The sequence below is a fragment of the Parerythrobacter jejuensis genome, from assembly GCF_039536765.1.
Taxonomy (GTDB): domain Bacteria; phylum Pseudomonadota; class Alphaproteobacteria; order Sphingomonadales; family Sphingomonadaceae; genus Parerythrobacter; species Parerythrobacter jejuensis.
The window spans coordinates 194,110-218,472 of the sequence record NZ_BAAAZF010000001.1 but is presented as its reverse complement, the minus strand read 5'-3'; the positions used below and the strand labels follow the sequence as shown (position 1 = coordinate 218,472).

Here is a 24,363-nt window from a genome sequence, read left to right as displayed (position 1 = left end):
CCGCCCAAACAAGAAAAAGACAGATGAAAATACACGATCTGATTACCGATACCGAAACGCTGGCCGCGTTGTGCGAACGCCTCTCTGAAGGAGAGTTCGTCTGCATCGATACAGAATTCATGCGCGAAAACACCTACTGGCCTGAGCTTTGCCTGGTCCAGGTGGGCAATGAAGACGAGGCAGCAGCGATTGATCCTCTGGCCGACGGTATCGATCTTGCCCCGCTCCTCGATCTGATGTGCGACAACGAGGACATCCTCAAGATCTTCCATGCTGGCGGCCAGGATGTTGAAATCATCTACAACCTGACCGGCAAGACGCCTCACCCTATCTTCGATACGCAAATCGCGATGATGGCGATCAGCCAGTCCGAACAGATCGGCTACGCCAATCTGGTCGAGAGCTGGCTGGGCATTACGGTAGACAAGGGTGCGCGCTTTACCGATTGGGGGCGTCGCCCGCTGACCGACCGCCAAATCGAATATGCCATCGGCGACGTGACCCACCTTGCCAAGATCTTTCCCAAGATTTTGAAGAAACTGATCAAGACCGGTCGCGGTGCATGGCTGAATGCCGAAATGGAAAAGCTCGCAGACCCGTCCAATTACGAGAATGACGCGGCTATCGCCTGGCGCCGAATCCGGTCACCCGGCCGCAATCCGGCCGTTCTTGGCCGGTTGAAGGCCCTGGCCGCGTGGCGCGAAAGCGAGGCCCAACACAAGAACATCCCGCGTGGCCGGATCATGCGCGATGAGACGCTGAGCGATATTGCCAGCCATCCGCCGAAGCGACAGGCTGACTTGGCAAAGGTTCGCGGGCTAAGTCAGGCCTGGCGCGACAATGACATTGGCAAGCGGCTTCTAAAAGTGATCGAGAAAGCTGAGCCGCTCCCGCAGGATGAAATGCCGGTCAAGTCCAAGCGTGGCGCTCCGCTCGGCAAGGAAGGCGCACTGGTAGCCGACCTGCTCAAGCTGCTGCTCAAAATCCGCGCTCGCGAAATCGACATAGCCTCACGGTTGCTTACCAAATCAGACGAGATGGAAGCCCTCGCCGCAGGGGTCCGCGACCTGCCTATCCTGGAAGGCTGGCGGTATGAAGTCTTCGGCAAGGATGCACTCGAGCTGGTCGAGGGAAAATTGGCCTTCGCCGTAAAACGAGGCAAGCTGACCATGACCCACGTCGATGATATGGCGGAGCAATTGGCCGAGGCCCAGGACGAATTGGCTGCGGAATAGGCCCCGGCAGTGAGCACTTACCTCCCCACCATCAAGCAATTGCAGTATCTCGTTGCCCTGCACGAGCATGGCCATTTCGGGCGCGCGGCAGAGGCCAGTTTTGTCTCCCAGTCGACACTGAGTGCAGGCATCCGCGAACTGGAATCTTTGCTGGGTGTGACATTGGTCGAGCGGAGCCGGCGCGTAGTTCGTTTCACTCCGCTCGGCAATCAGGTGGTCGAGAAAGCACACCGCTTGTTGCGCGAGGCAGAGGAACTTTCTGACCTTGTCCAAGCGGCAGGAAAACCGCTGTCGGGCACGCTGCGGATGAGTGTGATTCCCACAATCGCGCCCTTCTTGCTGCCGCGCATCCTCCCCCGCCTGCGCAAAGAGCGGCCAGAATTGAAGCTGTTCTTGCGCGAAGAAACGAGCGCAGACGCGGTGGAATCTCTGCATCACGGACGCGTGGATTGCGTGCTGCTCGCCCTGCCCTTCGCGACCGGTGAGGTCGAACTGGAGAACATTGCCGAGGATCGGCTTTTCGTAGCGTTTCCGAAGGACGACCCGCGGGACCCGCCCGAGATCGTAAAACCAAGCATGATCGATGAAGGTCGGTTACTGCTGCTGGAAGACGGGCACTGTTTGAAGGAGCACGCTTTGGCAGCGTGCAACCGGCCAGAATTGAGGGGCAGCGCCACGATGATCGGTACCAGCTTGCACACGCTGGTCCAGATGGTCGACAACGGATTGGGCCTTACCATGTTACCGCAGATGGCCCTGGATGCCGGGATCCTCAAAGGGACCGACGTCGTGGCGAGACCGCTCAAATCGGCTGCGGCCCAGCGTGAAATCGCCCTCATCTGGCGTAAGAATTCGCCCCGCGCTGACGAGTTCAAACTGTTCGCGGAGGAGTTGCGCGCCGGCTAGCAAACCAGCGCCATCAGCCAAATTCACCAAATATTTGGTATCTTTGCCCATAAGGAGCCCTACTTGTTTCGCAGGAGGGGCACAGATGCGCTCGTTCAATCGTTTTGATACCGATGAAGAAATTCCTTGCCGCATCGACGGCGAGAAGGATGTTGCTACGCTCTACAACCTTTCCAGCGGTGGTTGCATGATCGAAACGCGCAATTCCTCGGCCCGCGAGGGATCGGAGATCGAAGTCAATCTGCGTGACATGGCGACAGCACAGGGCATCATCGTCTGGAAAGTCGATAAACAAGCCGGCGTGAAATTCGCGACCCCCGTGCACCAGAAGATCGTCGAAATGCTTGGTTATACTGCGACTGCGGAGAAGTTTGACGCCAACGATCCACGGGATCGATTCGGCCTGCCACTCATCGGCTAAGGCCAAGTGCGTCGCAGGTTCACCCCTGCATTAAGCATGAATTTGCGCGCAACTATTTGAAATACCGCGAGCTTACTGATCGGACTCGGCTAGCTCGCGTTACCGGCTAGTCCGTCAGAAAAAACCTGTTAGCCTCCTGTGGATAACCGAATCGGTTTTGGGCACGAGTTCTGGGGGCTGCCTTTAATGCTGAATGACAATGGCCATAACGGCGGATTTGGATCGCCGCCTCGTGCGTTATCTCCGGTTTCTAGCGATGGCGAGCATCCCAGCGTCATACTCGCCGATATCAAGAATCGCAGAAAACTCCCCGGAAAGGTCGTAACCTTCGCCAACGAAAAGGGAGGCGTCGGAAAATCGACACTCGCATTCCATTGCGCAATTGCTCTTGCCGACATGGGGCAGCGGGTTGTCGCGATTGATCTCGACCGTCGCCAACGGACCCTCCACAGGGTCCTTCAATACCGGGAAGGCACCGCGACAAGCCTGGCAGTCGACCTGCCGATGCCGTCTCATTCCGTCCTCGAACGTCCGTGCGCAGCCCAGTTATGGCAGGAAATCCTGAGGTTGGATTCCAAGGCGGACTTCATAGTCATCGATGCAGCGGGCGCAGACTCGCCCGTATTCCGCCGCGCAATTGCGATGGCCGATACTTTGGTCACTCCGGTCAATGCCTCCTTCCTCGATCTTGAATTGCTGGGCCGCCATAGTCCGGTTACCGGCGCGGTCAGCAATTCTGGCTGCTTCGCCTCGCTGGTAACGGATTTGCGCGAAGAGAGAGCTCGGATCGGCCAGGGCCCGATAGACTGGATTGTTACCAAGAACCGGGTCCGCCATGCAGAACGCCGCCAGATTGAGCGTGTGGATGAGGCACTCGAGAAACTCGCAATCCGGCACGATTTTCGAATTGGCCGGGGCCTGAGCGAGCGCGTTGCCTTCCGCGAACTCTTCCAGTTCGGTCTGACCCATCTAGACCTCAAACACCTGCCGGGCCTGGCGCGCATGCAAGCCTCAACCGCTAGCGAGATAGAAGCCCTGATCGAAGATCTTGCCTTGGAACTGCGTGCCGATCCGGAAAATAGGGTGCACCGCCGGCAGCCGCGCACACTGGCATCATCCAGCCACGCATTCAGCGAAGCGCTTGGCGCACTGATCTAGGAGGTGCTGCGCGCTCTTGCAGTCTTAATCCATGTGCTTGAGACCGACACGCAGGTAATCCCAACCGGTGATCAGCGTCAACACCGCGGCGCTCCAGAGGCTTACCAGACCGGTCAGGTGGACCCATTCATAGTGCGGCACCGCTTGCCCAAGGATCAGAGCACCTAGCGCAAGAAGCTGAAGCGTTGTTTTCCATTTGGCCAGCTTCGTTACCGGCACGGACACCTGAAGTCCGGCAAGAAACTCCCGCAAGCCTGATACGGCGATTTCGCGCATCAGGATAATCAGGCCGGCGACCACATGGAAATCGCCAACATAGGGTCCGCGCAATACGCCTTGCGCCGTAAGAACCAGGATAACGGCCGCGACCATTATCTTGTCTGCAATTGGGTCCAGAAACATGCCCAGTTTCGACACGGTGCCTTGCGCCCGGGCGACGTAACCGTCGAAATAGTCGGTAATTCCGATCAGGGCATAGAGCACGAAGCCGATTGCAAAACCGACTTCCCAACCTGGCCACCAAATGAAGAAGGCCAGCAACGGTACCGCAAATATGCGCGACAGGGTCAGGATGTTTGGCAGGTTCAGCATCTTGCTTTGATCACCTAGCCTAGCTTGCGCGCAGGAAAAAGCGGTTCTGCACCCTATGCCCCGGCACATTGCTCCTCTAGGGTCGCCATGACGGCGCCGATGGCGCGCAAGGGGAACCTATGACGACGCTCAAACTGCTGCGCCGCCGCCGCTTCCTGCCGCTGTTCACAACACAGCTGCTGAATGCCTTCAACGACAACCTCTACAAGACCGCGATGGTCCTGTTTGTGGTCTATTTCGTCTACAATTCCGAAGCAGCTGAGGGACTTTTCAGCGCGGTTGCCTCCGGCTTGTTTATCCTCCCCTTCTTCGTGCTCTCAGCGTTGGCAGGGCAATTGGCGGATATGCGGGACAAAGCCTCCATCATCCGCAAAGTAAAATTCTGCGAAATCGGCTTGATGATTATCGGGGCCAGCGGCTTGTACCTCGCCTGGCGGGGATATGACCTGCCCGTTTCGATCCCGCTCGGCTTCATGACAATCGACACCACTTTTCCGATTGTCCTGATGCTGTTTGCGCTGTTTCTAACTGGTGTGCAATCGACCTTCCTGGGCCCGATCAAATACGCCATCCTGCCACAGCATCTGCAAGAAGACGAGGTGCTTGCCGGCACGGGGCTGGTGGAGGCCGGAACCTATGTCGCCATTTTGGCCGGAACCATCCTAGCGGGCTGGATCCCGGTCGAAATCGCTGCGGCTGGTATCATCCTGACCTCGATGATCGGTTACATCTCGGCGCGGCAAGTGCCCCCCGCCCCGCCGCTCGGGGACGTCGAGAAGATCGATCTGAATATCATCCGTGCCTCGATCAAGCTGGTCCGCAACACTATGCATGATGCGCAGGTCTACTACGCCATTCTGGCCATCAGCTTTTTCTGGACGATTGGCGCGGTTCTCTTCATCCAGTTCCCGCCCCTCGCCAAGAATGTGATCATGGCCAGCAAGGAAGTCGCCAGTGTCTTCCTGGTGGTTTTCTCGGTTGGAGTTGCAATCGGGTCGGTAACGATCAACCACCTGCTCAAAGGAACAGTCTCCGCCCGCTACTCCCCTGTTTCGGTGATCGCGATGGGCGCATTTGTGGTGGCGTTCTACGTTGTTTGCAAAATGTGGCAGGCCGACCAGCCTACCGAGCTACTGAATGTTGCCGAATTCATCGCCTGGCCCATGGCCACAGTGCTCCTTCTTTGCCTGTTGGGAATCTCGGTAGCTGGCGGCATGTTTGTAGTGCCGCTCTATGCGTTTCTCACCACAAGGGTCGCGACAAGCCAGGCTTCGCGCACGATTGCGGCCAACAACATCGTCAATTCCGGTGCGATGGTTGGCGGATCTTTGATGGCCATGGCGCTGACCGCTGCAGGCATCCCGATCGCGGAACAATTGCTGCTAAGCGCCGGCATGTGCCTGATATCTGCATGGCTGGGCAAAAGACTGCACAACGCCGAACTCACGGAGCAAGCCGCAATCGCCTAGATGATAAAGACGATCGCCGCTGCAAGGCACGCGAAGTATGCACTCGCAAACCCCTTCACATCATTGCGCGTGATATACCATTTGGTGCGGGCTGGTTCCGGAGCGCTTTGGGCCCTTACATGCGGCGGAAGCGCCGCACGGAAGGGATGTTGTGCTGTTTCATCGGTTATGACGAGCGACCGTCTCTTATGTGCTTTTGCAGTCATGTCTGCCCGTTAACGCTTCGCTAACCATCGCGCCTCTGCAAAATCAGCCGTGTCGCATCGCGGGACGTTAACGGTGCCTCTTCATCACCTTTCCGCGCATTGCCGCTTCGGCAGAGCGGCGCTAGATGCACGCGCATGAGCCAATCCACTACGCCCGATGCCGCCCGTCTGCTGGTCGAATGCCTTGTAGAGCAAGGGTGCGACCGTGTTTTTACTGTTCCCGGAGAAAGCTTCCTGCAAGTCCTCGACGGGTTGCATCAGCATGAGACCGTAGACGTGATTACCTGCCGGCAAGAAGGTGGAGTGTCGTTCATGGCATGCGCAGACGGTGCCATGACAGGCCGACCGGGTGTAGCCTTCGTGACCCGCGGCCCGGGCGCGACCAATGCCAGCATCGGCGTCCATGTCGCGTTTCAGGATTCGCAACCGATGATCCTGTTCGTGGGCGATGTTGCGCGCGAAATGCGCGATCGGGAAGGATTTCAGGAGGTGGATTTTCCTGCCTTATTCGCTCCACTCGCCAAATGGTCTGCACGGATCGACGATGCTGATCGGATCCCCGAATATGTTGCGCGGGCGTGGTCGGTTGCCATATCGGGACGGCCCGGCCCGGTGGTCCTCGCCTTGCCCGAAGATATGCTTTCCGACGCGACCAGCCAACGACCTCGCCCTGCGGTTGTTCGCCCTGCCCAGGCGACTTGCCCGGACGCCATGCAAACAATGATGGCGATGATTGCAGACGCCGCATCGCCGGTGGCCATCATCGGCGGCGCTGGATGGAATGCCAAGGCGCGCGAACACTTCCAGCTCTTCGCAGAGCGGATCGGCATCCCGGTTGCAACGGCCTTCCGGCGTCAGGACGCGATCGACCCCTCCTCGCCGGTTTACGCTGGCAACCTTGGCTATGGCCCCAATCCGGGGCTGGTTGATCGGGTCAAGAATGCCGACCTGGTGCTGGCAGTTGGCGCGCGGCTCGGGGAAGCAACAACCGACGGCTACACGCTGATCACGCCAGATCATCCGGACCAGCAATTGATCCACATCCACCCTGACGCGAATGAATTGGGAAGCGTTTACCGCGCCGATCTGGCGATTTGCGCCGATATGGGCGAATTCGCCGAGACAGCCGCAATGTGGGAAGATCACTCGATCATCTCGTTCGACGCGGGGGCCCAGGCACATACCGAATGGGAAGAATGGGCCAGCCCAAAACCGGGTGACTGGCAGCTCGACCTGGCACGCTGCGTCACCTTCATGCGCGAAACGCTCCCTGCCGATACGATTGTTTGCAATGGAGCGGGCAATTTTGCTGGCTGGTGGCACAGATATTGGCGATATGCCGGGCATCCGACGCAACTGGCGCCTACCTGCGGCGCGATGGGCTACGGGGTTCCTGCGGCAGTTGCGGCAGCGCGGCGTTTTCCAGAGCGTACGGTCGTGGCCGTGGCCGGAGATGGCGATTTCCTGATGAATGGCCAGGAATTGGCCACGGCAGCCCAATATAGGCTTAACCTGATCGTGATCGTGATCGACAATGGCGCCTATGGCACCATCCGGATGCATCAGGAGCGAGAGTTTCCCGAGCGCATTTCTGCCACCGAATTGGTCAATCCCGACTTCGCCGCCCTCGCCAGTGCATTCGGCGGTTGGTCCGCCACGGCAGACAGCACCGACGCATTCAAGGATGTACTGAAGGAGGCCAAGGCGAGAGATGGCCTACGCTTGATCCATTGCAAGATCGAGGTTGAGCAATTGGCTGCCAGCGGGGCAACAATCAGCGGATTGCGGGCGAGATAAGAGAGCCTAAAGCCCGGCCATCGCACAGATGGTCAACCATTCGTCCGGTGTAATCTCAGCGACCGACAGGCGCGATAGCTTTACGAGTTCACAATCTGCAAGCTCGGGATCGGCCTTGATCTGCTTTAAGGTTACGGGCGTCGGGAATTTCGTCTTGGGCTTCACTTTGACTGCCGCCCATTTCCCGTCCGGATCGGTCGGATCGGTAATTCCGGCAACGCTAACTTCACAGATGCCCACAATCTCCAGCCCCTCTCGGGAATGGTAGAAGAACGCTTCGTCACCAACTTCCATCGCAGCAAGATTGTTCTTCGCACGGTGGTTGCGGACCCCGTCCCAAACACCTTCTCCCTCAGCAATCAGATCATCCCAACCATATTTGTATGGTTCGGATTTCAAGAGCCAATAACGAGCCATGATCTTACGATGTCCCTACAGCACAATAGGCGAAATCCCAGAAATGCCCACATTACAGTCAATCAGGATAAATGCGCCAATTAACCCAATTTTCAATCGCAGGTAGCATAAGCACAGCCGCAGAATTCCTGTAAAGGTGTGGTCTAACGCGACCGAGTTGAAATGGGGCATCACGTGATCAAGCGCCAGAATGGGCTGGAGAAGGCACGCCGCGACGTCGTCGCACTAGGCATCGCCGCAGCAGCCATTATCATGTTTGTTGGGACCGGTAGTGCGGTTTTGCCCGGTATCGTCCAGCAGTGGACCAGCGGCGTGTCTGGTGGGACCGACTATGTGCTGGTCAACGCGCTCCTGCTCAACATTGCACTCATTATTTTCGGTTGGCGTCGTTACCGCGAATTGACCGTTGAGATTACCGACCGACGCGTTGCCGAGGAAAAGGCCCGCGAATTGGCGGAAATTGATCCGTTGACCGGTTGCCTCAACCGCCGCGCCGCAACAATTGAAACCGATCGCGCAATTGCTCTGGCCGCCAAGGGTGGCAAGGCACTCGCCTTCATCATGGTTGATCTGGACAATTTCAAGCAGGTGAACGATCTGAGCGGTCACCAGACCGGGGACGAAGTTCTTGTTCGGGCGGCCGAGCGCATGTCGTCCCTGCTCCCACGCGATGCTATCCTAGCACGCCTTGGCGGCGATGAATTCGCTTTCGTCTACCCTTACGAGGCCCATGCGCCTGACCGGGTTGAGCAATTTGTTTCGCGCTTGATCGACGCAGTGGCCAAACCGATGGATGTCGTGGGCCAGAAGGTCGAAATCACCATGTCGGTAGGCATCGCATCCGGCCTGTCCGGCCGCTTTGGTGAAAAGCTCGATTGCGATGCCCAGGTACTGATGCACCAGGCTGATATCGCCATGTATCACGCCAAAAAGCAGGGCAAGAACCGCTTCTACTGGTTTGAAGATACAATGGAAAACGAGCTGCGGTTCCGTAATCAGCTGGAAACCGGCATCCGTGTCGGAGTCGAACGTGGTGAATTTGTCCCGCATTATGAGCAGCAGGTCGACATAGCCACCGGCAAGCTGATGGGTTTCGAAATGCTGGCGCGCTGGCAATCGCCCAAGCTTGGTCTCGTCAGCCCCGATATCTTCATTCCGATCGCCGAAGAAATCGGCGTGATCGGTGACATGTCGGAAAGCCTTATGCGTCAGGCATTCACCGATGCGCGCGATTGGGACCCGTCGCTAACGGTTTCGGTCAATATCTCCCCGGTGCAGCTCCGTGATCCGTGGTTCTCACAGAAGATCCTGAAGCTTCTGGTGGAATGCAACTTTCCGCCGCAAAGGCTCGATATCGAGATTACCGAGAGCTGCCTGCACGACAATATCGGTGTAGTCAGATCGATGATCACAAGCCTGAAGAACCAGGGCGTCAAGATCAGCCTCGACGATTTCGGAACCGGCTATTCCAGCCTGTCGCAACTGCGCTCGCTTCCGTTTGACCGGATCAAGATTGACCGCAGCTTTGTCAGCGAGCTGAAAGATGAAGACGCCAGTTCCAAAATTGTCAGTGCCATAATCTCTTTGGGCAACGGCCTTGAAATGCCGATTACCGCAGAAGGGATCGAGGATGACCGCGTCCTGGAAACGCTCAAGGGCATGGGCCAGATGAAGGGCCAGGGTTATCTCTATGGTCGGCCCGAGGCGGCAGACCAGGTTCGCAAGCGCTTGTCCTCTGCCGGGCTTCTGGTTGAACCAAAAGCTGCCAGCGACGACACTAGCGACACACCAAAGGCCAAGCCCGCACGCAAATCGGCCTGAGGTGTCCGCGCGCCCTTTACGGGAACGGGCGCTGACCATACATGCGCAAGGCGATGCGCGTCTCCTTCACCAAGATGCACGGCCTTGGCAATGATTTCATCATGCTCGATGGCCGCGACAATGCCTTGCCTGTCCTGGCAAGCCCAGCGGTGCGTGCGCTTTCCGATCGCAAGACAGGGATTGGCTGCGATCAGCTGATTGTCCTGGAACCTTCCACCAATGCCGATTTCCGCATGCGGATTTTCAACGCCGACGGCGGCGAGGTGGAAGCGTGCGGCAACGCATCTCGGGCCGTGGCCTTGCTTCATGGAAAGGCTGCCCGTGTCGAAACTTCGGGCGGAATTATTGACGTCGCCCCTGCAGAGATCGGTGCACGCGTGGATATGGGCATCCCTCGCTTTGAATGGGACGCTATCCCCCTCGCCTATGCGATGGATACTCTTTCCATGCCGGTCGGGTGGGACACTCTCGAGAATCCGGTCGGGATCAATGTCGGCAATCCGCATGTCGTTTTCTTCGTCGACAACGCAGACGATATTGCGCTGGGACAGCTTGGCCCTGTCATAGAACAAGACCCTCTCTTCCCGGAACGCGTCAACGTCAACGTGGCGAGCCTGTCGTCCGAGAATGCCCTCAAGTTACATGTCTGGGAACGCGGTGTGGGGCTTACCCGGGCTTGCGGCACCGGCGCATGTGCTACAGCCATTGCGGCCATGCGACGCGGGATCACGGCACGTACCGTGGACGTGACCCTGCCCGGTGGTACGCTCGCCATCGAATGGGATGACAATGACCGGATCATCATGACCGGCCCGGCGAGTGAAAGCTTTCGCGGCAGTTTCGAATGGGACGATTTCGCGTGAGCAGCGCCACAACCCCCAACGGTGCGGAGATCATTTCACTCGGCTGCCGGCTAAATATCGCCGAGAGCGAGCAAATGCGCACAATGCTGGCTGATGAGAGCGATGTCGTTGTGATCAACAGTTGCGCAGTCACGTCCGAGGCAGTTCGCCAAACCCGCCAGGCCATCCGCAAGGCACGCCGTGCCCGTCCGGACGCTCGCCTGCTGGTGACGGGATGCGCGGCCGATATAGAGCGTGAACAACTGGCTGAGATGCCCGAAGTCGACGGGCTGGTCGCAAACACGGCCAAGCTCGACCCCAGGGCCTGGAATGTGCCTGCCAGCACAAGGCCCGCACCGGCCGCGCGCACTCGCGCTTTCATAGCGGTGCAAAACGGCTGCGATCATGCCTGCACCTTTTGCGTGATTCCCCAGGGTCGCGGAAAAAGCCGGTCACTGACAATCGATCAAGTCTTGCGCGAGGTAGAAAGGCACCGTGCCTACGGCGCTCGCGAAGTTGTGTTAACAGGTGTCGACGTGACCTCATGGGGTTACGACTTGCCCGACACCCCCTCCCTGGGAAAACTCGTTAGAGCTGTGCTGGACAGGTTCTCCGACCTGCCCCGGTTGCGCATGTCATCGCTGGACGGGATAGAGGTCGATCCCGAACTTTTCGAGCTGTTTGCCAGCGAACCCCGGATCATGCCGCATATCCATTTGTCGCTGCAGCATGGCCATGATCTGATCCTTAAGCGCATGAAACGGCGGCATCTCCGGGGTGATGCTGTCGACCTAGTCCGGGCGCTGCAGGAAAGGCGGCCAGTCATCGCGGTCGGCGCAGATCTGATCGCGGGCTTCCCGACCGAAACTGCGGAGCATCACCAGTCCAACCTGTCGATCATTCGCCAGCTCGATATCGTACACGGGCACATCTTTCCGTATTCCCCCCGGCCGGATACGCCTGCTGCGCGCATGCCTCAGCTCGACAAGAAAGTTATCAAGGAAAGGGCTGCCGAGTTGCGTGAGGCAGTGTCTGATGTTCGCCAGAATTGGTTGCAACGATGTGTTGGTTTGCCGCACGACGTACTCGCAGAACGCGATGGCAGCGGGTATACGCCCGCCTTCGCAAGGGTTGCAGTACCGGACGGGACAGCGCCCGGTTCCATCGTGACCATTACCCCGAGAACAGTTGAAAAGGGCCTGCTGACGTGACCGAGACCAGCTGGGCCGAGCGCCTGTTCGGCGGCTTTCGCAAGACTTCCGAACGCCTGACGGAAAACCTGAGCACCGCCGTCGGCACCGCGACGCTTGACGATGCCACACTGGACGAGGTCGAAGATGCCCTCATAATGTCCGATCTCGGGCCCGCAGCAGCCGGTCGCATCCGTGAAAAACTGAGGGAAAAGCGCTTCGGTCTCCAGATCAGTGAGAGCGAGTTGAAAGAAGCCGTCGCGGAAGAGATCGCAGCCATCCTGCGCCCAGTTGCGGTTCCGCTGGAAATCACTGCATTTCCCCGCCCGCAAGTCATTCTGGTGATCGGAGTAAATGGCAGCGGCAAGACCACCACCATCGCCAAGCTTGCCCATTGGTTGCAGGAAGACGACTACGGCGTGATGCTTGCCGCGGGCGACACGTTCCGCGCCGCTGCAATCGGCCAATTGGCGACATGGGCGGAGCGAGTTGGTGTTCCGATCATACGTGGGCCGGAAGGAGGCGACCCGGCCTCAATCGTGTTTGACGGCGTCAAGGCCGCCACGGATCAAGGCATCGATGCACTGGTCGTCGATACGGCAGGCCGGCTCCAGAACAAGCGCGAGTTGATGGACGAATTGGCCAAGATTCGGAAAGTTCTCGGGCGGCTCAATCCCGAGGCTCCGCATGACGTCTTGCTCGTTCTCGACGCCACTAACGGTCAGAACGCACTGAGCCAGATCGACGTGTTCAAGGAGGTGGCCGGAGTAACCGGCCTGATCATGACCAAACTTGACGGCACCGCCCGCGGCGGCGTGTTGGTCGCGGCGGCAGAGCAGTATGGCCTGCCCATCCATGCGATTGGCGTGGGCGAAACTATCGACGATTTGCGACCATTCGACCCTGATTTGGTCGCACGTGTTATTGCGGGGATCGCATAATGAGCAGTCCGTCTCCTGAAGGCAAAGCCGCCAAGCCAAAGAGCGGCTGGCTCAATATCGCAGTCGATTACGGCCCGCTGCTTGTCTTCCTCGGCGTTTACAAGTTCTACCAGCCACCTGAATCCTCCGCCTTTGGCGAGATTGCAGCGGTCATATATGGCACGATAGCCTTCATGGTGGCAGCAGTGGTTGCCCTCGCCTTCAGCAAGTTCAAATTCGGGCATGTCTCGCCCATGTTGATCCTTTCGACCACGCTGATCGTCGGATTCGGCGGGCTTACGATCTGGCTTCAGGACGAACGATTTATCCAGTTCAAGCCGACAGCGATTTACCTGCTTTTCGGCGCCCTGCTGGTTGGCGGGTGGTTGCGCGGCAAGGCGCTGCTGCAAATCCTGCTCGAAGCGGCGTTCGAGGGGGTCGACAAGGAAGGCTGGCTCAAGCTCTCACGCAATTGGGGTCTCTTTTTCTTCGCACTCGCTGGCCTCAACGAGATCCTTATCCGCACGATGGATTTCGAAGGCTGGCTCTGGGCCAAATTCTGGGTCTTTATGCCGTTGAGCTTCCTGTTCACTTTCTCCCAAATTCCGATGCTGCTGAAGCACGGTTTGGCCATCGAAGATGTAGACGAAGTGGTGAAAGACGAGCCGCCGACTGGTGCCTGACAATTCAAGCTGGCCACATACCTAGCCCCCTAGGCGCTTGCCCATGCTCACTCGTTCTTCGACCGAGTAGCCGTGATGCCCATAAAAGGCTGCTACCGCTTCATTGCCGGCCCTGATCTGCAAGTTTACTTTTGCGCAGCCCATCTCGGTCAGCTTTGCCTCCGCAAATGCAAGCAATCGCGAACCCACCCCGCGACGATGATGATTAGGATCGACCGCAATCGAATAGAGCCAACCACGATGGCCATCATACCCCGCCATAGCTGTGCCAATCACAACGCTTTGGTTGATTGCGACCAGAAAAAGGTCTGGCTGAACCTTTAGCTTGGGGGGAATTGCATTCTCGGCTCGGTTCCAAGGCGGATCGTGTGGGAAAACGGTTTCCCAAAGCGCCTTTACACCGTCGAAGTGCTCTGCCTTGTAAGCGACGATCTTAATCATTCGCGCCGTTTCCCCGATGTGTTGCGAATAGGTGCCTCTATATCCGCACCTGGCTACCTAGCTCCACCACGCGATTGGTCGGCAGCCCGAAGAACTCCATCGCTGTCGCGGCATTGCGCAGCATCCAGGCAAAAATCTTCTCGCGCCAGATCGGCATGCCAGGCTTGTCGCTGGGCAACAGGGTCTGCCGGCTGAGGAAGAAGCTGGTTTGCATCATGTCGAACTCGCCACCGCATTGTTGCATCGATTTGAGCCCTTCGGGCACGTTGGTCTCTTCCATAAAGCCATAATGAAGCACAGCGCGGAAGAAGCCGTCGCCGATTTCCGAATACTCGCAGCGCTTGGCTGGATCGACATAAGGGATGTCGGCGATTTCAACCGTCAGGATCACGACACGTTCGTGCAGTACCTTGTTGTGCTTGATATTGTGCAGCAAGGCCGAGGGCACGCCGGCCGTGCTCGAGGCCATGAAGATTGCCGTGCCCGGCACCCGAGTGGCGCTATTGTTGGCAGATTTAGCGAAAATCTCGATCGGCAGCGCGACCTCGGTCATCCGTTCGCGCATCAGCTTGCGCCCGCGCGCCCAGGTCGTGAGCAAAGTGAAAGCAATCAGGCCGACTACCAACGGGAACCACCCGCCATCGGGCACCTTGGTCAGGTTGGCGGCGAAATAGGCCCCGTCGATCACCAGGAACAGCAGCACAACGGGCGCGGCATACCACCACTTCCATTTCCACACGCCCACGAACAGAACGCCCATCAAAAGGGTGTCGATCGTCACCGCCCCGGTGACCGCGATGCCATAGGCCGACGCCAGGTTGGACGAATTCTGGAATGTGAGAACCAGGATAATCACTGCGAACATCAGGGCCCAGTTCACGACTGGAATGTAGATCTGTCCCGAATGGGTATCGCTGGTGTGGCGGATCGATAGGCGCGGAACGAAGCCCAGCTGGATCGCCTGATGCGTAATGGCAAAGGCACCGGAGATAACGGCCTGGCTGGCAATGAAAGTCGCGAATGTCGCCAGAATCACCAGCGGCAAGCGCCATTCTTCACTCGCCAACAGGAAGAACGGGTTGCGTACCACCTCTGCGGCCTGTTCCGGCGGCAGGCCGGCGATCATTGCCCCTTGCCCGAAATAATTGAGCAGCAGGCAAGGCATGACGAAGCCAAACCACGAAAGCCGCATCGGCCCCCGTCCAAAATGCCCCATATCCGAATAGAGCGCTTCTGACCCCGTCACGGCCAGCACCACTGCGCCCAGCGCAAGGAAGGCAATGAAGCCGTCCGAGATAAAGAACATGACCGCGTAATAGGGGTTCAGTGCCCACAGGATGTCAGGATTTTGCCAGATCTGGCTCGCGCCGAGCAGCGCGATGGTGGTGAAGTAGATGATCATCACCGGGGCAAACAACGCGCCGACTTTCGCCGTGCCGCGCTTTTGCAGCAGAAACAGGAACACCAGCAGGATCAGCGCAATCGGGATCACATAGCTTTGCAAGCCAGGGTCAACCACCGTTAGCCCCTCGACTGCAGAGAGGACCGAGATGGCAGGGGTAATCATGCTGTCGCCGTAAAACAGCGAGGTCGCAAATACTCCGAGCAGCACGACCAGCCAGCCATAGTTGGACTTGCCCATATGCCGCGAAAGCAGCGCGACCAGGGCCAGACTACCGCCCTGCCCCTTGTTATCCGCGCGCATCAGAATCGTCACATACTGGATCGCCACAACCAGCAGCATCGACCAGAAAATCAGGCTGACAACGCCCAGCACATGCATCCGGTCAATCGCGATGGCGAAGCGATCCGTCGCGGTAAAGGTCTCACGGAAAGCGTAAAGCGGGCTGGTGCCGATATCGCCGAACACAATACCGATAGCCCCGACCGCCAGCTTGGTGGTCGAATCGACATGCTTCGAGCCTCCTCCTGGAGGCGCGCGGTCAATGTCTTGCGAGGCTTCGCTCATGTTTACGGCTTCCCGACCCCTGGGCTTGTGAATTCACTACGACGCGCGCGCCGCACTTCCCCCATGCCAATGGCGACGGGCGCGCCTAGCAGCCTGTCCCCCCGCACGCAACCGCATCACTGCGGCGTTTGACGTGCAACAATCTCCGCCATCAAGGCGTCGAGACCCGCCAACCGCTCCGCCAGATATGTCCGGCCCGGAGCACCTTCCGGCGCCGCTTCGAGAGCTTGCGCCCACAATTCACGGGTTTCGATCAGCCTGCCCGCGCGCAATTCCGAAACTCCGAGGAAGAAGGCAGGTGCAGGGTTGCCCGTCAGCAGTGCCCGAGCGCGCTGGAAAGCAAACAGGGCTGGCGGTGTGACCTCACCCTCGGCATGCTCGACCAGAGCCACGCCCAGCGCCAGCCACGCTTCGCCATCATTGGGATTTTCGACCACGGCGCCGCGCAGGATGACAGCCGCCCGTTCGAAATCACCGTTTCTGGCGAAACCATCGGCGACGACGACGAAGCGACTGGCCGTATTGGCAGGGTCGAAGAACTCGCGACGCGCCTCGATCAGGCCGGGGTTGGCCGCACTCGACGATGTCGCCGTTGCAGGTGCAGCCGGATAGGACGGCGCACCCTGCCAGGCATAGCCCGCAAGGCCAAACACGATGATAGCTGCCAACAAGGTCAGCAGGTTTCGTTGCTCCCGCAGCAGCCATGCCCCGAGCGCGAAAGCCACCAGAGCCACCGCTCCAATTGCTAGCCACCCGATCATCGCCGTTTCATCCTGCGCATCCAGACAAGTCCGGCAAACAGCAACAAGACTATCGGCACCGCATAGAGCGGCCAGGTCATTTCGTTCACCACCGGCGCATAGCTGATATAGTCGCCGTAGCGCTCGACCATCCAGGCCCGGATCGCTTCGGGCTCTTCGCCAGCGGCAATGCGCGAGCGGACCTGATGCCGCATATCACCCGCCATCGCGGCATCGCTATCGTTAATCGACTGCGATTGGCAGGTGAGACAGCGCAGCGTCTCCATCAATTCTACAGCGCGCGCCTCCTGCGCCGGATCGGCCAGTTGCGTATTGGCATAGGGTGCATCGGGCAGCTTTTGCTGCGCAGCCAACGGCGATGTGACAACGAGAGCTAGCAAAGCGAAAATTCGGATCACTGCGCTTCCTCCAGCTTTTCCAGAAGGAATGGTACATCGTCCGCCCGGATGTCGCCGATATGCTGGTGACGGATAATCCCATTACCATCGACAACGAAAGTCTCCGGCACTCCGCTAGAGCCTATGCCCAATTGCACCTCGGAGATATCGTCTCGCGCAATACGGGAATACGGGTCTCCATGCCGAGCGAGAAAGGTCGCTATATCGTCCGGCGTGTCGCGGATCGCGATCCCTACGATTTCGGCGCCTTCGCGTTCGAGGGCTTCGAGTTGGGGGGCCTCGGCAATGCAGGGCAAACACCAGCTAGCCCAAATGTTGAGCAGACGCGGCTTGCCATCGGTGAAGTATGCCTGGGTCAGTCGCGGTGCCCCTTCTGTCTGCCCCGGCAGATCGAACTCTGGCAGGGCCTTGCCAACCATCGCGCTGCGGATGGTCTCATCCTTTGGCTGGGTAAGCTGATAAGCGGCGAGGCCGGCAAACAGGAAGAACAACGCAAAGGGCGCCCAGATCATCGCCCGCTTCATTGCGCTGGCTCCAAACCACGACGCAGCGCGCTCTGATGCCGGATGTTCCGCTGGCGGACATGCGCCAAAAGGTGCCCGATCATGGCCAGGAAGCCCCCCAATGCAACGAGCAATCCGCCATAAAAGATCATCGTGACGAAAGGTTTCCACCACAGGCGGACCTGCCAACGCCCATCCTCTGACGCATTGCCCAAAACTGCGTAGAGTTGCCCGTTCCAGCGCGTCAGCAGCGCACTCTCGGTCGTCGCCTGTGAAGGGTCATAAAAATTGCGTGCCTGGGGGCGCACGATGCTCGATTGCCCTTCCCCGTAGCTCGCAGACAATCGCGCTTCCAGAGCCGTCCAGTTTGGACCTGCTGTCGGCTCCACACCTTCAAGCGTCACGATCCATTCGCCGACCACAACACTCTCGCCCACGCTTAGCGCAGCCAGTTTTTCACTCGAGAACGCACTCTCGCTGGCCATGCCAAACAAGGCCACTGCGATGCCGAGATGTGCGAGGACCATGCCCCAGGTTGTAAGAGCAACACGGCGCAATTTGCGTCCACGCAATGGCAGCAGGCTGGCAATTGCAAGAGCGATCGAGAATGCGAGACCCAACAAGGGCAGTATCGCAATCTCCACTTGCACCAAAGTTACCACCAGCACCGCTAGGGCGATGGCGGCGACCAAGGCCATAGGCTTCCAGATGCGCGCTGGCTTATCGCGCCTCCAGCGCAGCAACGGGCCAATCGCCATGATCGCGAGCATCGGGAAGGTAAACACCGCACCGACTGGATTGAAGTAAGGCGGCCCAACCGAGACACGAGAGTCGAACGCCTCGGCAAGCAAGGGATAGAGCGTGCCGAGCAGGACAACCCCGAGAATGGCGCTCAACATCACGTTGTTGAATACAAGAGCGCTCTCTCGGCTGGTCGCAGCAAACCGTTCTCCCTCTGCAACGCTACCAGCGCGCAATGCGAACAACACCAGTGCACCGCCGATATTGATGCAGAGCAAAGCGAGAATGAAAGCGCCCCGCTCCGGATCTACAGCAAAGGCATGGACACTGGTTAGCACGCCCGAGCGAACGAGGAATGTTCCCAACATGCTCATCGAAAACGCCACGACGCCAAGCATCACGGTCCAGGTTCTCAACGCGTCGCGAGAGGCTAATACGCTGACTGAATGCAACAGAGCCGTTGCCGCAAGCCATGGCATGAGTGAAGCGTTCTCGACCGGGTCCCAGAACCAGTATCCGCCCCAGCCCAGTTCGTAATAGGCCCAATAACTACCGGCTGTGATGCCCAAGGTCAGAGCCACCCATGCAGCCAGGACCCAAGGCCGCATGGCGCGGGCAAAATCGGGGGTCACCTGACGCGTTACCAAGGCCCCGACGACAAAACTGAAGGCCACCGACAGCCCGACATAGCCGACGTACAAAGTAGGGGGATGGAATGCGAGGCCGATATCCTGCAGCAACGGGTTGAGACCCAATCCCTCTTGCGCCGGGGTCGGCAAGCGTTCGAACGGATTCGAACTGAACAACAGAAACGCATAGAAGCCCAGCGCGACAAAGCCTTGCGCAGACAGTGTCGCCTGCATCGTGCGCTCAGGCAGTCTGCGCTCCAACCATGCGATCAAAGCGCCAGCCAAGACCATCACGGTCACCCATAGGAGCATCGAACCTTCGTGGTTGCCCCATGCGCCTGCGATCTTGAAGACCATCGGCTTGTCGATATGGGAATTGGACGCAACCAGCTTCACACTCAGATCGGTTATCGCGAAGATGTAAAGCAGGGTGGCAAAGGAAATCGCCAGCAACAATCCCTGGATAATCGCGCTTGGCCGGGTGAGTTGGCCGACCTCACGCCCCTGTTCCCGCAACGCCAACGCGCCACAGACGAACTGGGCAAAGGCCAGGGCCGCAGCGAGCCACAGAGCAACCAGCCCAACCTCTGCGATCATGAACCTTCCACCGTTTCGGCAATTACGTCGCGCGCCTGATGCTCATCCATATCCTGAAATTCGCGTGGGACGTAATTCTCGTCATGCTTTGCCAGCATATTCTCGGCCAAAAACGTGCCGTCGGGTTGATAGCGACCGTCGGCGACAACGCCGGAGCCTTCAACAAACAGGTCCGGCAGGATGCCTGAAAACCGAACCGGAACAGTCGCTTCGCCATCTCCAACCACAAAGGCGACGGTGACCCCGTCAGCCAGTGTTTCTATCGATCCCTCCTGGACCATGCCGCCCAATCGTACGAGACGGTCTGCTGGCGGATTTTCAACAACGATCTGGCTCGGAAAATAGTAATAGCTGGCCTGGTTGCGCAGCGCCCAGGCCGCCAGGAGCCCTGCACCGATCAAGGCCAGCAGTGCAATCACGACCAGAACCAGTCTCTGGTGTTTAGCTTTCATCACACTCATTTCTTCCGCGCCTTTTCGCGTTTGGCTTCAGCACGTTTCATGGACCACCATGCCCATGCGATCATCGCGAGAGTTGCCGCGATGCCGACGATATAGGACGCCGCGACGTAGTTCCATTGATCCAGACCTTCGCGCATCATTCGGCTTCCATTGCCTTGCGCCGCAGCCGGGCTTCGGCCTGGATGTCAGCGAGGATAGCGCGCATTCGTGCCAGAACGACCCCGCCAAAAATCAAAGAGAAACCGGCCACTGCCGCGAGCAACGGCCACAGAAAGGCGGGATCAATCGCGCTCTTGCCCATCGTGATGCTGGGCGGTTGATGGAGCGAATTCCACCACACGACTGACCGGTTGATGATGGGAATATTGATCGCCCCGACCAGACCGAAAATGGCAGGAATCCGTGCCGATGCCGCTTCCCTCTCACTCGCCTGGGCCAAAGCCAGATAGGCAGCATAGAGAAAAAGCAGGACCAGCATACTCGTAAGGCGTCCGTCCCACACCCACCACGCCCCCCAGGTCGGCCGGCCCCAAATCGAGCCGGTGGCAAGGCAAATCGCCGTAAAGACCATGCCCGGCGCTGCAGCTGCGCGGGCAGCGATGCTGGCAAGCGGGTGGCGCCAGACCAGGAAAACAAGACTGGAGATGGCTATTGCCGTCCATCCGCCCATTCCCAACCACGCGCTCGGCACGTGGATGAACAGGATGCGGACGGTTTCGCCCATCAATCGATCAGGTGGCACCTGCGTCAGGCCCCACCAAAGGGCAATCGCCGTCACGACAACACCGCTGACGAGCAGCAGCGGGGTCAGCCAGCTTGCCAGCGAGAGAAACCGTTTGGGATTTGCGAAACCGTGCATGACCATGCTTTTCCGAATGAGGCTTTGGCAGGCTGTGGTCGGCCCGGCAAGCGTGGACATTGGGCTATATACGAAGCGACGGGGTAGGTGTCAGCGACCGATCAGTTTCTGTGCCATGCGGTCTGCAACAACATCAGACGAAATGCCTGTTCGTTCGCTTTCCTGCCAGATTTCCTCCAACCTGCCCGGGATCAGTGCAATCCGTTTGCGGACCTCGTTGATATCGCATGGATCGCCATGTTGGCGGCACAGGAATTCCAGCGTCACGCTGATGATACCGCCGGCATTGATCACGTAGTCGGGTGCATACAGGATCCCACGTTCTGCCAGGAGAGCACCGTGCTTCGCCCGAGCCAACTGGTTGTTCGCTCCGCCGGCGACGATTGCACAATCAAGTCGTGCAATACCCTCCTCATCAAGGATCGCCCCCAGCGCGTTCGGACTGAATACATCGCAGGCTGTGCTCATGATGGCATCAGGAGCAACACTCTTGGCATCCAGTTCGCTTGCCAATGCAGCCGCACGATCTTCTTGAATGTCGGACAGGATCAGTTTGGCACCGTCCTTCGCCAGCAACCGCGCCACACCGCCGCCAACGCTACCGGTACCCTGGATCGCAATGTGCACGCCGCTGACGCCGGGCTTGCCCAGCTTGTGGTGCACGGCGGCCTTGATCCCGTGATAGATGCCCATCGCTGTAAACGGGCCAGGATCGCCCCCGGCTTCCCCCTCAGCCACAGGAAGGCCCGAGACATATTGTGTGTGCTGGGAAACCGCGACCATATCAGCCTCGCTGATGCCAACATCTTCGGCGGTGACATATTTGCCACCCAGCGATTCGACCGCATTTCCAAAGGCAGCGAGCATTTCCGGCGTCTTGGTCCTGTCGGCATCGGCAAGAATAACAGCCTTGCCGCCGCCCATCGGCAGCCCGGCCATCGCATTCTTGTAGCTCATGCCGCGGCTCAGACGCAGCGCATCGCGCATTGCCGCCTTCGGCTCTGCATAGTGCCAGAACCGCGTGCCGCCGGCACCCGGGCCCAGATGGGTTGAATGCAGCGCAATGATGGCGGTCAGACCGCTCTTGGAATCACGAACGAGCTGCACCAGCTCGTGATCGTCGTAATCCGCTTCTGTCCAGAATGCCGTCATTGCGTCAATCGCCCCTGCTTCATTGCGGGTGAAACCACGGCAGGACATTCGGGAAAATGGGGCGATCGAGGGGTCTCGAACCCCCGACCTCCGGTACCACAAACCGGCGCTCTAACCAACTGAGCTACGATCGCCACAAGCCCCGAAAAAGCCGTATGAGGCGGGGCTGTTACGCCCATGCGCGCCCCCGTCAAGAGCCGGAAAGCGCGGGCGCGAGCCTGTTGCATAGAGCGGGTAGATTGTGAAGCGAAAACTTCGCATTGCGTGCTGACACGCAAGAATATTTCCCGCCTTGCAGCACCGCCCTTCAAGCTTACACTCGCTTGCATGACCAAGTCGGGCGAATCCTCTGCCGCGCAACTGCTCCGCAATGAGGGGGTGCAGCAGCTCCCCTATACCCAGCTCGAGCTGTTCCAGCGCAAGAATTTTCTCGCCCCCGAGCACATGTCCCGGATTGTCGAAATGATCGAGGCCGAGAGGCGTCCATCAACCTTGGCCGACGAGAATGGTGACGCCTATTTTCGCACCAGCGAGACATGCGATTTATCTGCAAGTGATCCGGCCGTGCAGGAATTGGAAACCCTCCTGGCGACCCTTAATGGCATCGATCCCGCGCACGGCGAACCGCTGCAGGGGCAACGGTATGACATAGGGCAAGAGTTCAAACCCCATTGCGACTATTTCAATCCGGACGGTCAGGACTGGGAAAAATATTGTTCGGTCGCCGGCCAACGCACCTGGACCTTCATGATCTACCTCAATGACGTTGAGGCTGGTGGCGCGACGCGGTTCAAGACGATCAAGAAAAGCTTCCAACCCGAAGCGGGCAAACTTGTGTGCTGGAACAACCTGCGGCCCGACGGCCAGGTCAATCCCAACACACTGCATCACGGCATGAAGGTGCGCAAAGGTCTAAAATATGTGATAACAAAGTGGTACCGCGAAAAGCCATGGGGATGGTCATGAGTGCATACAATGAAATCGCAACCCAGTTGAAAACACGCTTGGCAGATTTGCTGGAGCGGGCAGAAGTGATCGAGGATGACCTTAGGCATCCTCTTGATGCCGATTCCAGCGAGCAAGCTGTCGATCTGGCCGATGACGAAGCTCTTGAGGGCGTCGACGAGGTGCTTCGCGCAGAAATCCAGCAGATTCGCTACGCCCTCGCGCGGATCGAGAACGACACATACGGCAGCTGCGCCACTTGCGGTGAAGATATAGGGTTGGATCGACTCAAGGCCCGCCCCATCGCAACCCGTTGTATCAAACACGCAGACTAGCTCGACAAGCTCCGCACGTAGCCATTCCGGCCGGCGCAGGCGTCATCCGCATACGAAAAGGGCGGCCCCTTCGGACCACCCCTTCAATGCAACTTCGCGCTACAAATGCTTCAAAAAGCTTACTTCTTGAGCGAAAGCCCACCGAAGCGCTTGTTGAAGGCTGCGACACGGCCACCTTCCTGAAGCTGCTGTTTGCCGCCGGTCCACGCCGGGTGGCTGGTCGGATCGATTTCCAGCGTCAGGGTTTCGCCCTCATTGCCCCAGGTGGAGCGGGTCTGGAATTCGGTACCATCGGTCATCTTGACCGTGATGGTGTGGTATTCGGGGTGACCTTCGGCCTTCATTATCTCTGTCCTTTGTAGCTTGTGCCCGGTTCCGACCGGACGCGCTGTTTTGGAAAGCGGCGCGCATAAAGGGGCACCGCACAAATATCAAGCGAAACCGCCGGTCAGGACGGCGGATCGCCAATCATTGCCGTGAATTCGGCTTCGCTCGTAGTGACGCCTTCTACGCTCGCCTTGCCCTTGAACTTGTAGACGCGGCTGCGTTTCTGGAGAAATTCCACTTCCAGATCGAGCAAGCAACCCGGCGTTACCGGCTTGCGGAACTTGGCATTGTCGATCCCCATGAAGAAGACCAACTTGCCTGTCCCGGCCAATTCCAGCGTCTCAATCCCCAGGATTGCAGCCGCCTGCGCCATCGCTTCGATCTGAAGGACTCCGGGCATGATGGGCGCGCCAGGGAAGTGTCCCTGAAAGAACTCTTCGTTCATCGTCACGCCTTTGACAGCGTGAATGCGTTCACCAAGCTCGAGCGACTTCACCCGATCGACCAGAAGCAGGGGATAGCGATGCGGGAGCGCCTTGAGCACCCGTTGGATATCGTAAGCGTCTTGCTCGCTCATTCCCCTGCCCCC

General features: G+C 58.6%; 27 protein-coding genes and 1 tRNA gene. 13 read left to right on the top strand and 15 right to left on the bottom strand.

From position 1 onward, the window contains the following. Positions 1 to 23: 23 nt before the first annotated feature. From rnd to ABD653_RS01040, 4 genes are all read left to right on the top strand, one after another. The gene (gene rnd / locus ABD653_RS01055; RefSeq protein WP_160779452.1) at positions 24 to 1,235 is read left to right on the top strand and encodes a ribonuclease D; all 1,212 of its coding nucleotides are present in this window, start codon (positions 24 to 26) and stop codon (positions 1,233 to 1,235) included. A 9-nt stretch (positions 1,236 to 1,244) separates the two neighbouring features. After that, positions 1,245 to 2,141 carry a hydrogen peroxide-inducible genes activator gene (locus ABD653_RS01050; protein ID WP_160779451.1) on the top strand — a complete coding sequence of 299 codons (897 nt, stop codon included), beginning with the start codon at positions 1,245 to 1,247 and terminating at the stop codon, positions 2,139 to 2,141. An 85-nt stretch (positions 2,142 to 2,226) separates the two neighbouring features. Continuing rightward, positions 2,227 to 2,562 (top strand): PilZ domain-containing protein, encoded by a 336-nt coding sequence (locus ABD653_RS01045; protein WP_160779450.1) that lies wholly within the window; start codon positions 2,227 to 2,229, stop codon positions 2,560 to 2,562. 186 nt (positions 2,563 to 2,748) lie between these two features. Then, a complete protein-coding gene (locus tag ABD653_RS01040) occupies positions 2,749 to 3,720 on the top strand; it encodes a division plane positioning ATPase MipZ (protein WP_160779449.1) in 972 nt (323 codons plus the stop codon). Between the two features lie 24 nt (positions 3,721 to 3,744). On the opposite strand, the gene pgsA is transcribed toward ABD653_RS01040, so the two are convergent. Next, positions 3,745 to 4,311 carry a CDP-diacylglycerol--glycerol-3-phosphate 3-phosphatidyltransferase gene (gene pgsA, locus ABD653_RS01035; protein ID WP_160779448.1) on the bottom strand — a complete coding sequence of 189 codons (567 nt, stop codon included), beginning with the start codon at positions 4,309 to 4,311 and terminating at the stop codon, positions 3,745 to 3,747. A gap of 119 nt (positions 4,312 to 4,430) precedes the next feature. Here pgsA and ABD653_RS01030 point away from each other — a divergent pair, with 119 nt between their 5' ends. After that, positions 4,431 to 5,780 carry an MFS transporter gene (locus ABD653_RS01030; RefSeq protein ID WP_160779447.1) on the top strand — a complete coding sequence of 450 codons (1,350 nt, stop codon included), beginning with the start codon at positions 4,431 to 4,433 and terminating at the stop codon, positions 5,778 to 5,780. Between the two features lie 341 nt (positions 5,781 to 6,121). After that, positions 6,122 to 7,783: a thiamine pyrophosphate-binding protein gene (locus ABD653_RS01025; protein ID WP_160779446.1), complete on the top strand. Its 1,662-nt coding sequence runs from the start codon at positions 6,122 to 6,124 to the stop codon at positions 7,781 to 7,783. Positions 7,784 to 7,789: 6 nt separating this feature from the next. Here ABD653_RS01025 and ABD653_RS01020 read toward each other — a convergent pair whose 3' ends face one another. Next, the gene (locus ABD653_RS01020; protein ID WP_160779445.1) at positions 7,790 to 8,200 is read right to left on the bottom strand and encodes an EVE domain-containing protein; all 411 of its coding nucleotides are present in this window, start codon (positions 8,198 to 8,200) and stop codon (positions 7,790 to 7,792) included. A 174-nt stretch (positions 8,201 to 8,374) separates the two neighbouring features. Between ABD653_RS01020 and ABD653_RS01015 the strand changes: the two genes are divergently transcribed. Genes ABD653_RS01015 through ABD653_RS00995 form a run of 5 tightly spaced genes read left to right on the top strand, consistent with a single transcriptional unit; the run spans position 8,375 to position 13,656 of the window. Then, positions 8,375 to 10,021, top strand: coding sequence for a putative bifunctional diguanylate cyclase/phosphodiesterase (locus ABD653_RS01015; protein ID WP_325065396.1), 1,647 nt, complete (start codon positions 8,375 to 8,377; stop codon positions 10,019 to 10,021). A gap of 53 nt (positions 10,022 to 10,074) precedes the next feature. After that, positions 10,075 to 10,884: a diaminopimelate epimerase gene (gene dapF, locus ABD653_RS01010; RefSeq protein WP_160780430.1), complete on the top strand. Its 810-nt coding sequence runs from the start codon at positions 10,075 to 10,077 to the stop codon at positions 10,882 to 10,884. Then, entirely contained in the window at positions 10,881 to 12,074 is a 1,194-nt protein-coding gene (locus ABD653_RS01005; RefSeq protein WP_325065395.1) for a MiaB/RimO family radical SAM methylthiotransferase, read from the top strand. Before dapF ends, ABD653_RS01005 begins: the two co-directional genes overlap by 4 nt. Beyond that, complete coding sequence (ftsY, locus tag ABD653_RS01000) at positions 12,071 to 12,994, top strand: signal recognition particle-docking protein FtsY (RefSeq protein ID WP_160779442.1); 924 nt, start codon at positions 12,071 to 12,073, stop codon at positions 12,992 to 12,994. The genes ABD653_RS01005 and ftsY overlap by 4 nt, the downstream gene beginning before the upstream one ends. Next, on the top strand, positions 12,994 to 13,656 hold the full coding sequence (locus ABD653_RS00995) for an inner membrane-spanning protein YciB (RefSeq protein WP_160779441.1): 663 nt from the start codon (positions 12,994 to 12,996) through the stop codon (positions 13,654 to 13,656). Before ftsY ends, ABD653_RS00995 begins: the two co-directional genes overlap by 1 nt. Positions 13,657 to 13,677: 21 nt before the next feature. Here the strand turns inward: ABD653_RS00995 and ABD653_RS00990 are convergent, their stop codons facing one another. The 11 genes from ABD653_RS00990 to ABD653_RS00940 form a co-directional block, all read right to left on the bottom strand. Continuing rightward, a complete protein-coding gene (locus ABD653_RS00990) occupies positions 13,678 to 14,097 on the bottom strand; it encodes a GNAT family acetyltransferase (protein WP_160779440.1) in 420 nt (139 codons plus the stop codon). Positions 14,098 to 14,134: 37 nt separating this feature from the next. Continuing rightward, positions 14,135 to 16,066 carry a potassium transporter Kup gene (locus ABD653_RS00985; RefSeq protein WP_160779439.1) on the bottom strand — a complete coding sequence of 644 codons (1,932 nt, stop codon included), beginning with the start codon at positions 16,064 to 16,066 and terminating at the stop codon, positions 14,135 to 14,137. Between the two features lie 116 nt (positions 16,067 to 16,182). Then, positions 16,183 to 16,827, bottom strand: coding sequence for a tetratricopeptide repeat protein (locus tag ABD653_RS00980; protein WP_160779438.1), 645 nt, complete (start codon positions 16,825 to 16,827; stop codon positions 16,183 to 16,185). After that, the gene (locus ABD653_RS00975) at positions 16,824 to 17,225 is read right to left on the bottom strand and encodes a cytochrome c-type biogenesis protein (protein WP_160779437.1); all 402 of its coding nucleotides are present in this window, start codon (positions 17,223 to 17,225) and stop codon (positions 16,824 to 16,826) included. Before ABD653_RS00975 ends, ABD653_RS00980 begins: the two co-directional genes overlap by 4 nt. After that, on the bottom strand, positions 17,222 to 17,749 hold the full coding sequence (locus tag ABD653_RS00970) for a DsbE family thiol:disulfide interchange protein (protein WP_160779436.1): 528 nt from the start codon (positions 17,747 to 17,749) through the stop codon (positions 17,222 to 17,224). Before ABD653_RS00970 ends, ABD653_RS00975 begins: the two co-directional genes overlap by 4 nt. Continuing rightward, a complete protein-coding gene (locus tag ABD653_RS00965; protein ID WP_160779435.1) occupies positions 17,746 to 19,695 on the bottom strand; it encodes a heme lyase CcmF/NrfE family subunit in 1,950 nt (649 codons plus the stop codon). The genes ABD653_RS00970 and ABD653_RS00965 overlap by 4 nt, the downstream gene beginning before the upstream one ends. Continuing rightward, a complete protein-coding gene (gene ccmE / locus ABD653_RS00960; protein WP_160780429.1) occupies positions 19,692 to 20,147 on the bottom strand; it encodes a cytochrome c maturation protein CcmE in 456 nt (151 codons plus the stop codon). The genes ABD653_RS00965 and ccmE overlap by 4 nt, the downstream gene beginning before the upstream one ends. 5 nt (positions 20,148 to 20,152) lie before the next feature. Further along, positions 20,153 to 20,296, bottom strand: coding sequence for a hypothetical protein (locus ABD653_RS00955; RefSeq protein WP_199801309.1), 144 nt, complete (start codon positions 20,294 to 20,296; stop codon positions 20,153 to 20,155). Further along, the gene (ccmC, locus tag ABD653_RS00950) at positions 20,293 to 21,015 is read right to left on the bottom strand and encodes a heme ABC transporter permease CcmC (RefSeq protein WP_160779434.1); all 723 of its coding nucleotides are present in this window, start codon (positions 21,013 to 21,015) and stop codon (positions 20,293 to 20,295) included. The genes ABD653_RS00955 and ccmC overlap by 4 nt, the downstream gene beginning before the upstream one ends. 90 nt (positions 21,016 to 21,105) lie before the next feature. Next, positions 21,106 to 22,167: a Leu/Phe/Val dehydrogenase gene (locus ABD653_RS00945; protein ID WP_160779433.1), complete on the bottom strand. Its 1,062-nt coding sequence runs from the start codon at positions 22,165 to 22,167 to the stop codon at positions 21,106 to 21,108. Positions 22,168 to 22,224: 57 nt separating this feature from the next. Further along, positions 22,225 to 22,301: transfer RNA gene (locus ABD653_RS00940), tRNA-His, on the bottom strand. Between the two features lie 193 nt (positions 22,302 to 22,494). Here ABD653_RS00940 and ABD653_RS00935 point away from each other — a divergent pair. Next, positions 22,495 to 23,133, top strand: a complete 639-nt coding sequence (locus tag ABD653_RS00935; protein ID WP_160779432.1) for a prolyl hydroxylase family protein — start codon at positions 22,495 to 22,497, stop codon at positions 23,131 to 23,133. Further along, positions 23,130 to 23,447 (top strand): TraR/DksA family transcriptional regulator, encoded by a 318-nt coding sequence (locus ABD653_RS00930; RefSeq protein WP_160779431.1) that lies wholly within the window; start codon positions 23,130 to 23,132, stop codon positions 23,445 to 23,447. Before ABD653_RS00935 ends, ABD653_RS00930 begins: the two co-directional genes overlap by 4 nt. Positions 23,448 to 23,566: 119 nt before the next feature. Here ABD653_RS00930 and rpmE read toward each other — a convergent pair whose 3' ends face one another. Next, positions 23,567 to 23,791, bottom strand: coding sequence for a 50S ribosomal protein L31 (rpmE, locus tag ABD653_RS00925; protein ID WP_160779430.1), 225 nt, complete (start codon positions 23,789 to 23,791; stop codon positions 23,567 to 23,569). A gap of 104 nt (positions 23,792 to 23,895) precedes the next feature. Further along, positions 23,896 to 24,351 carry a 3-hydroxyacyl-ACP dehydratase FabZ gene (fabZ, locus tag ABD653_RS00920; protein WP_160779429.1) on the bottom strand — a complete coding sequence of 152 codons (456 nt, stop codon included), beginning with the start codon at positions 24,349 to 24,351 and terminating at the stop codon, positions 23,896 to 23,898. Positions 24,352 to 24,363: the final 12 nt, after the last annotated feature.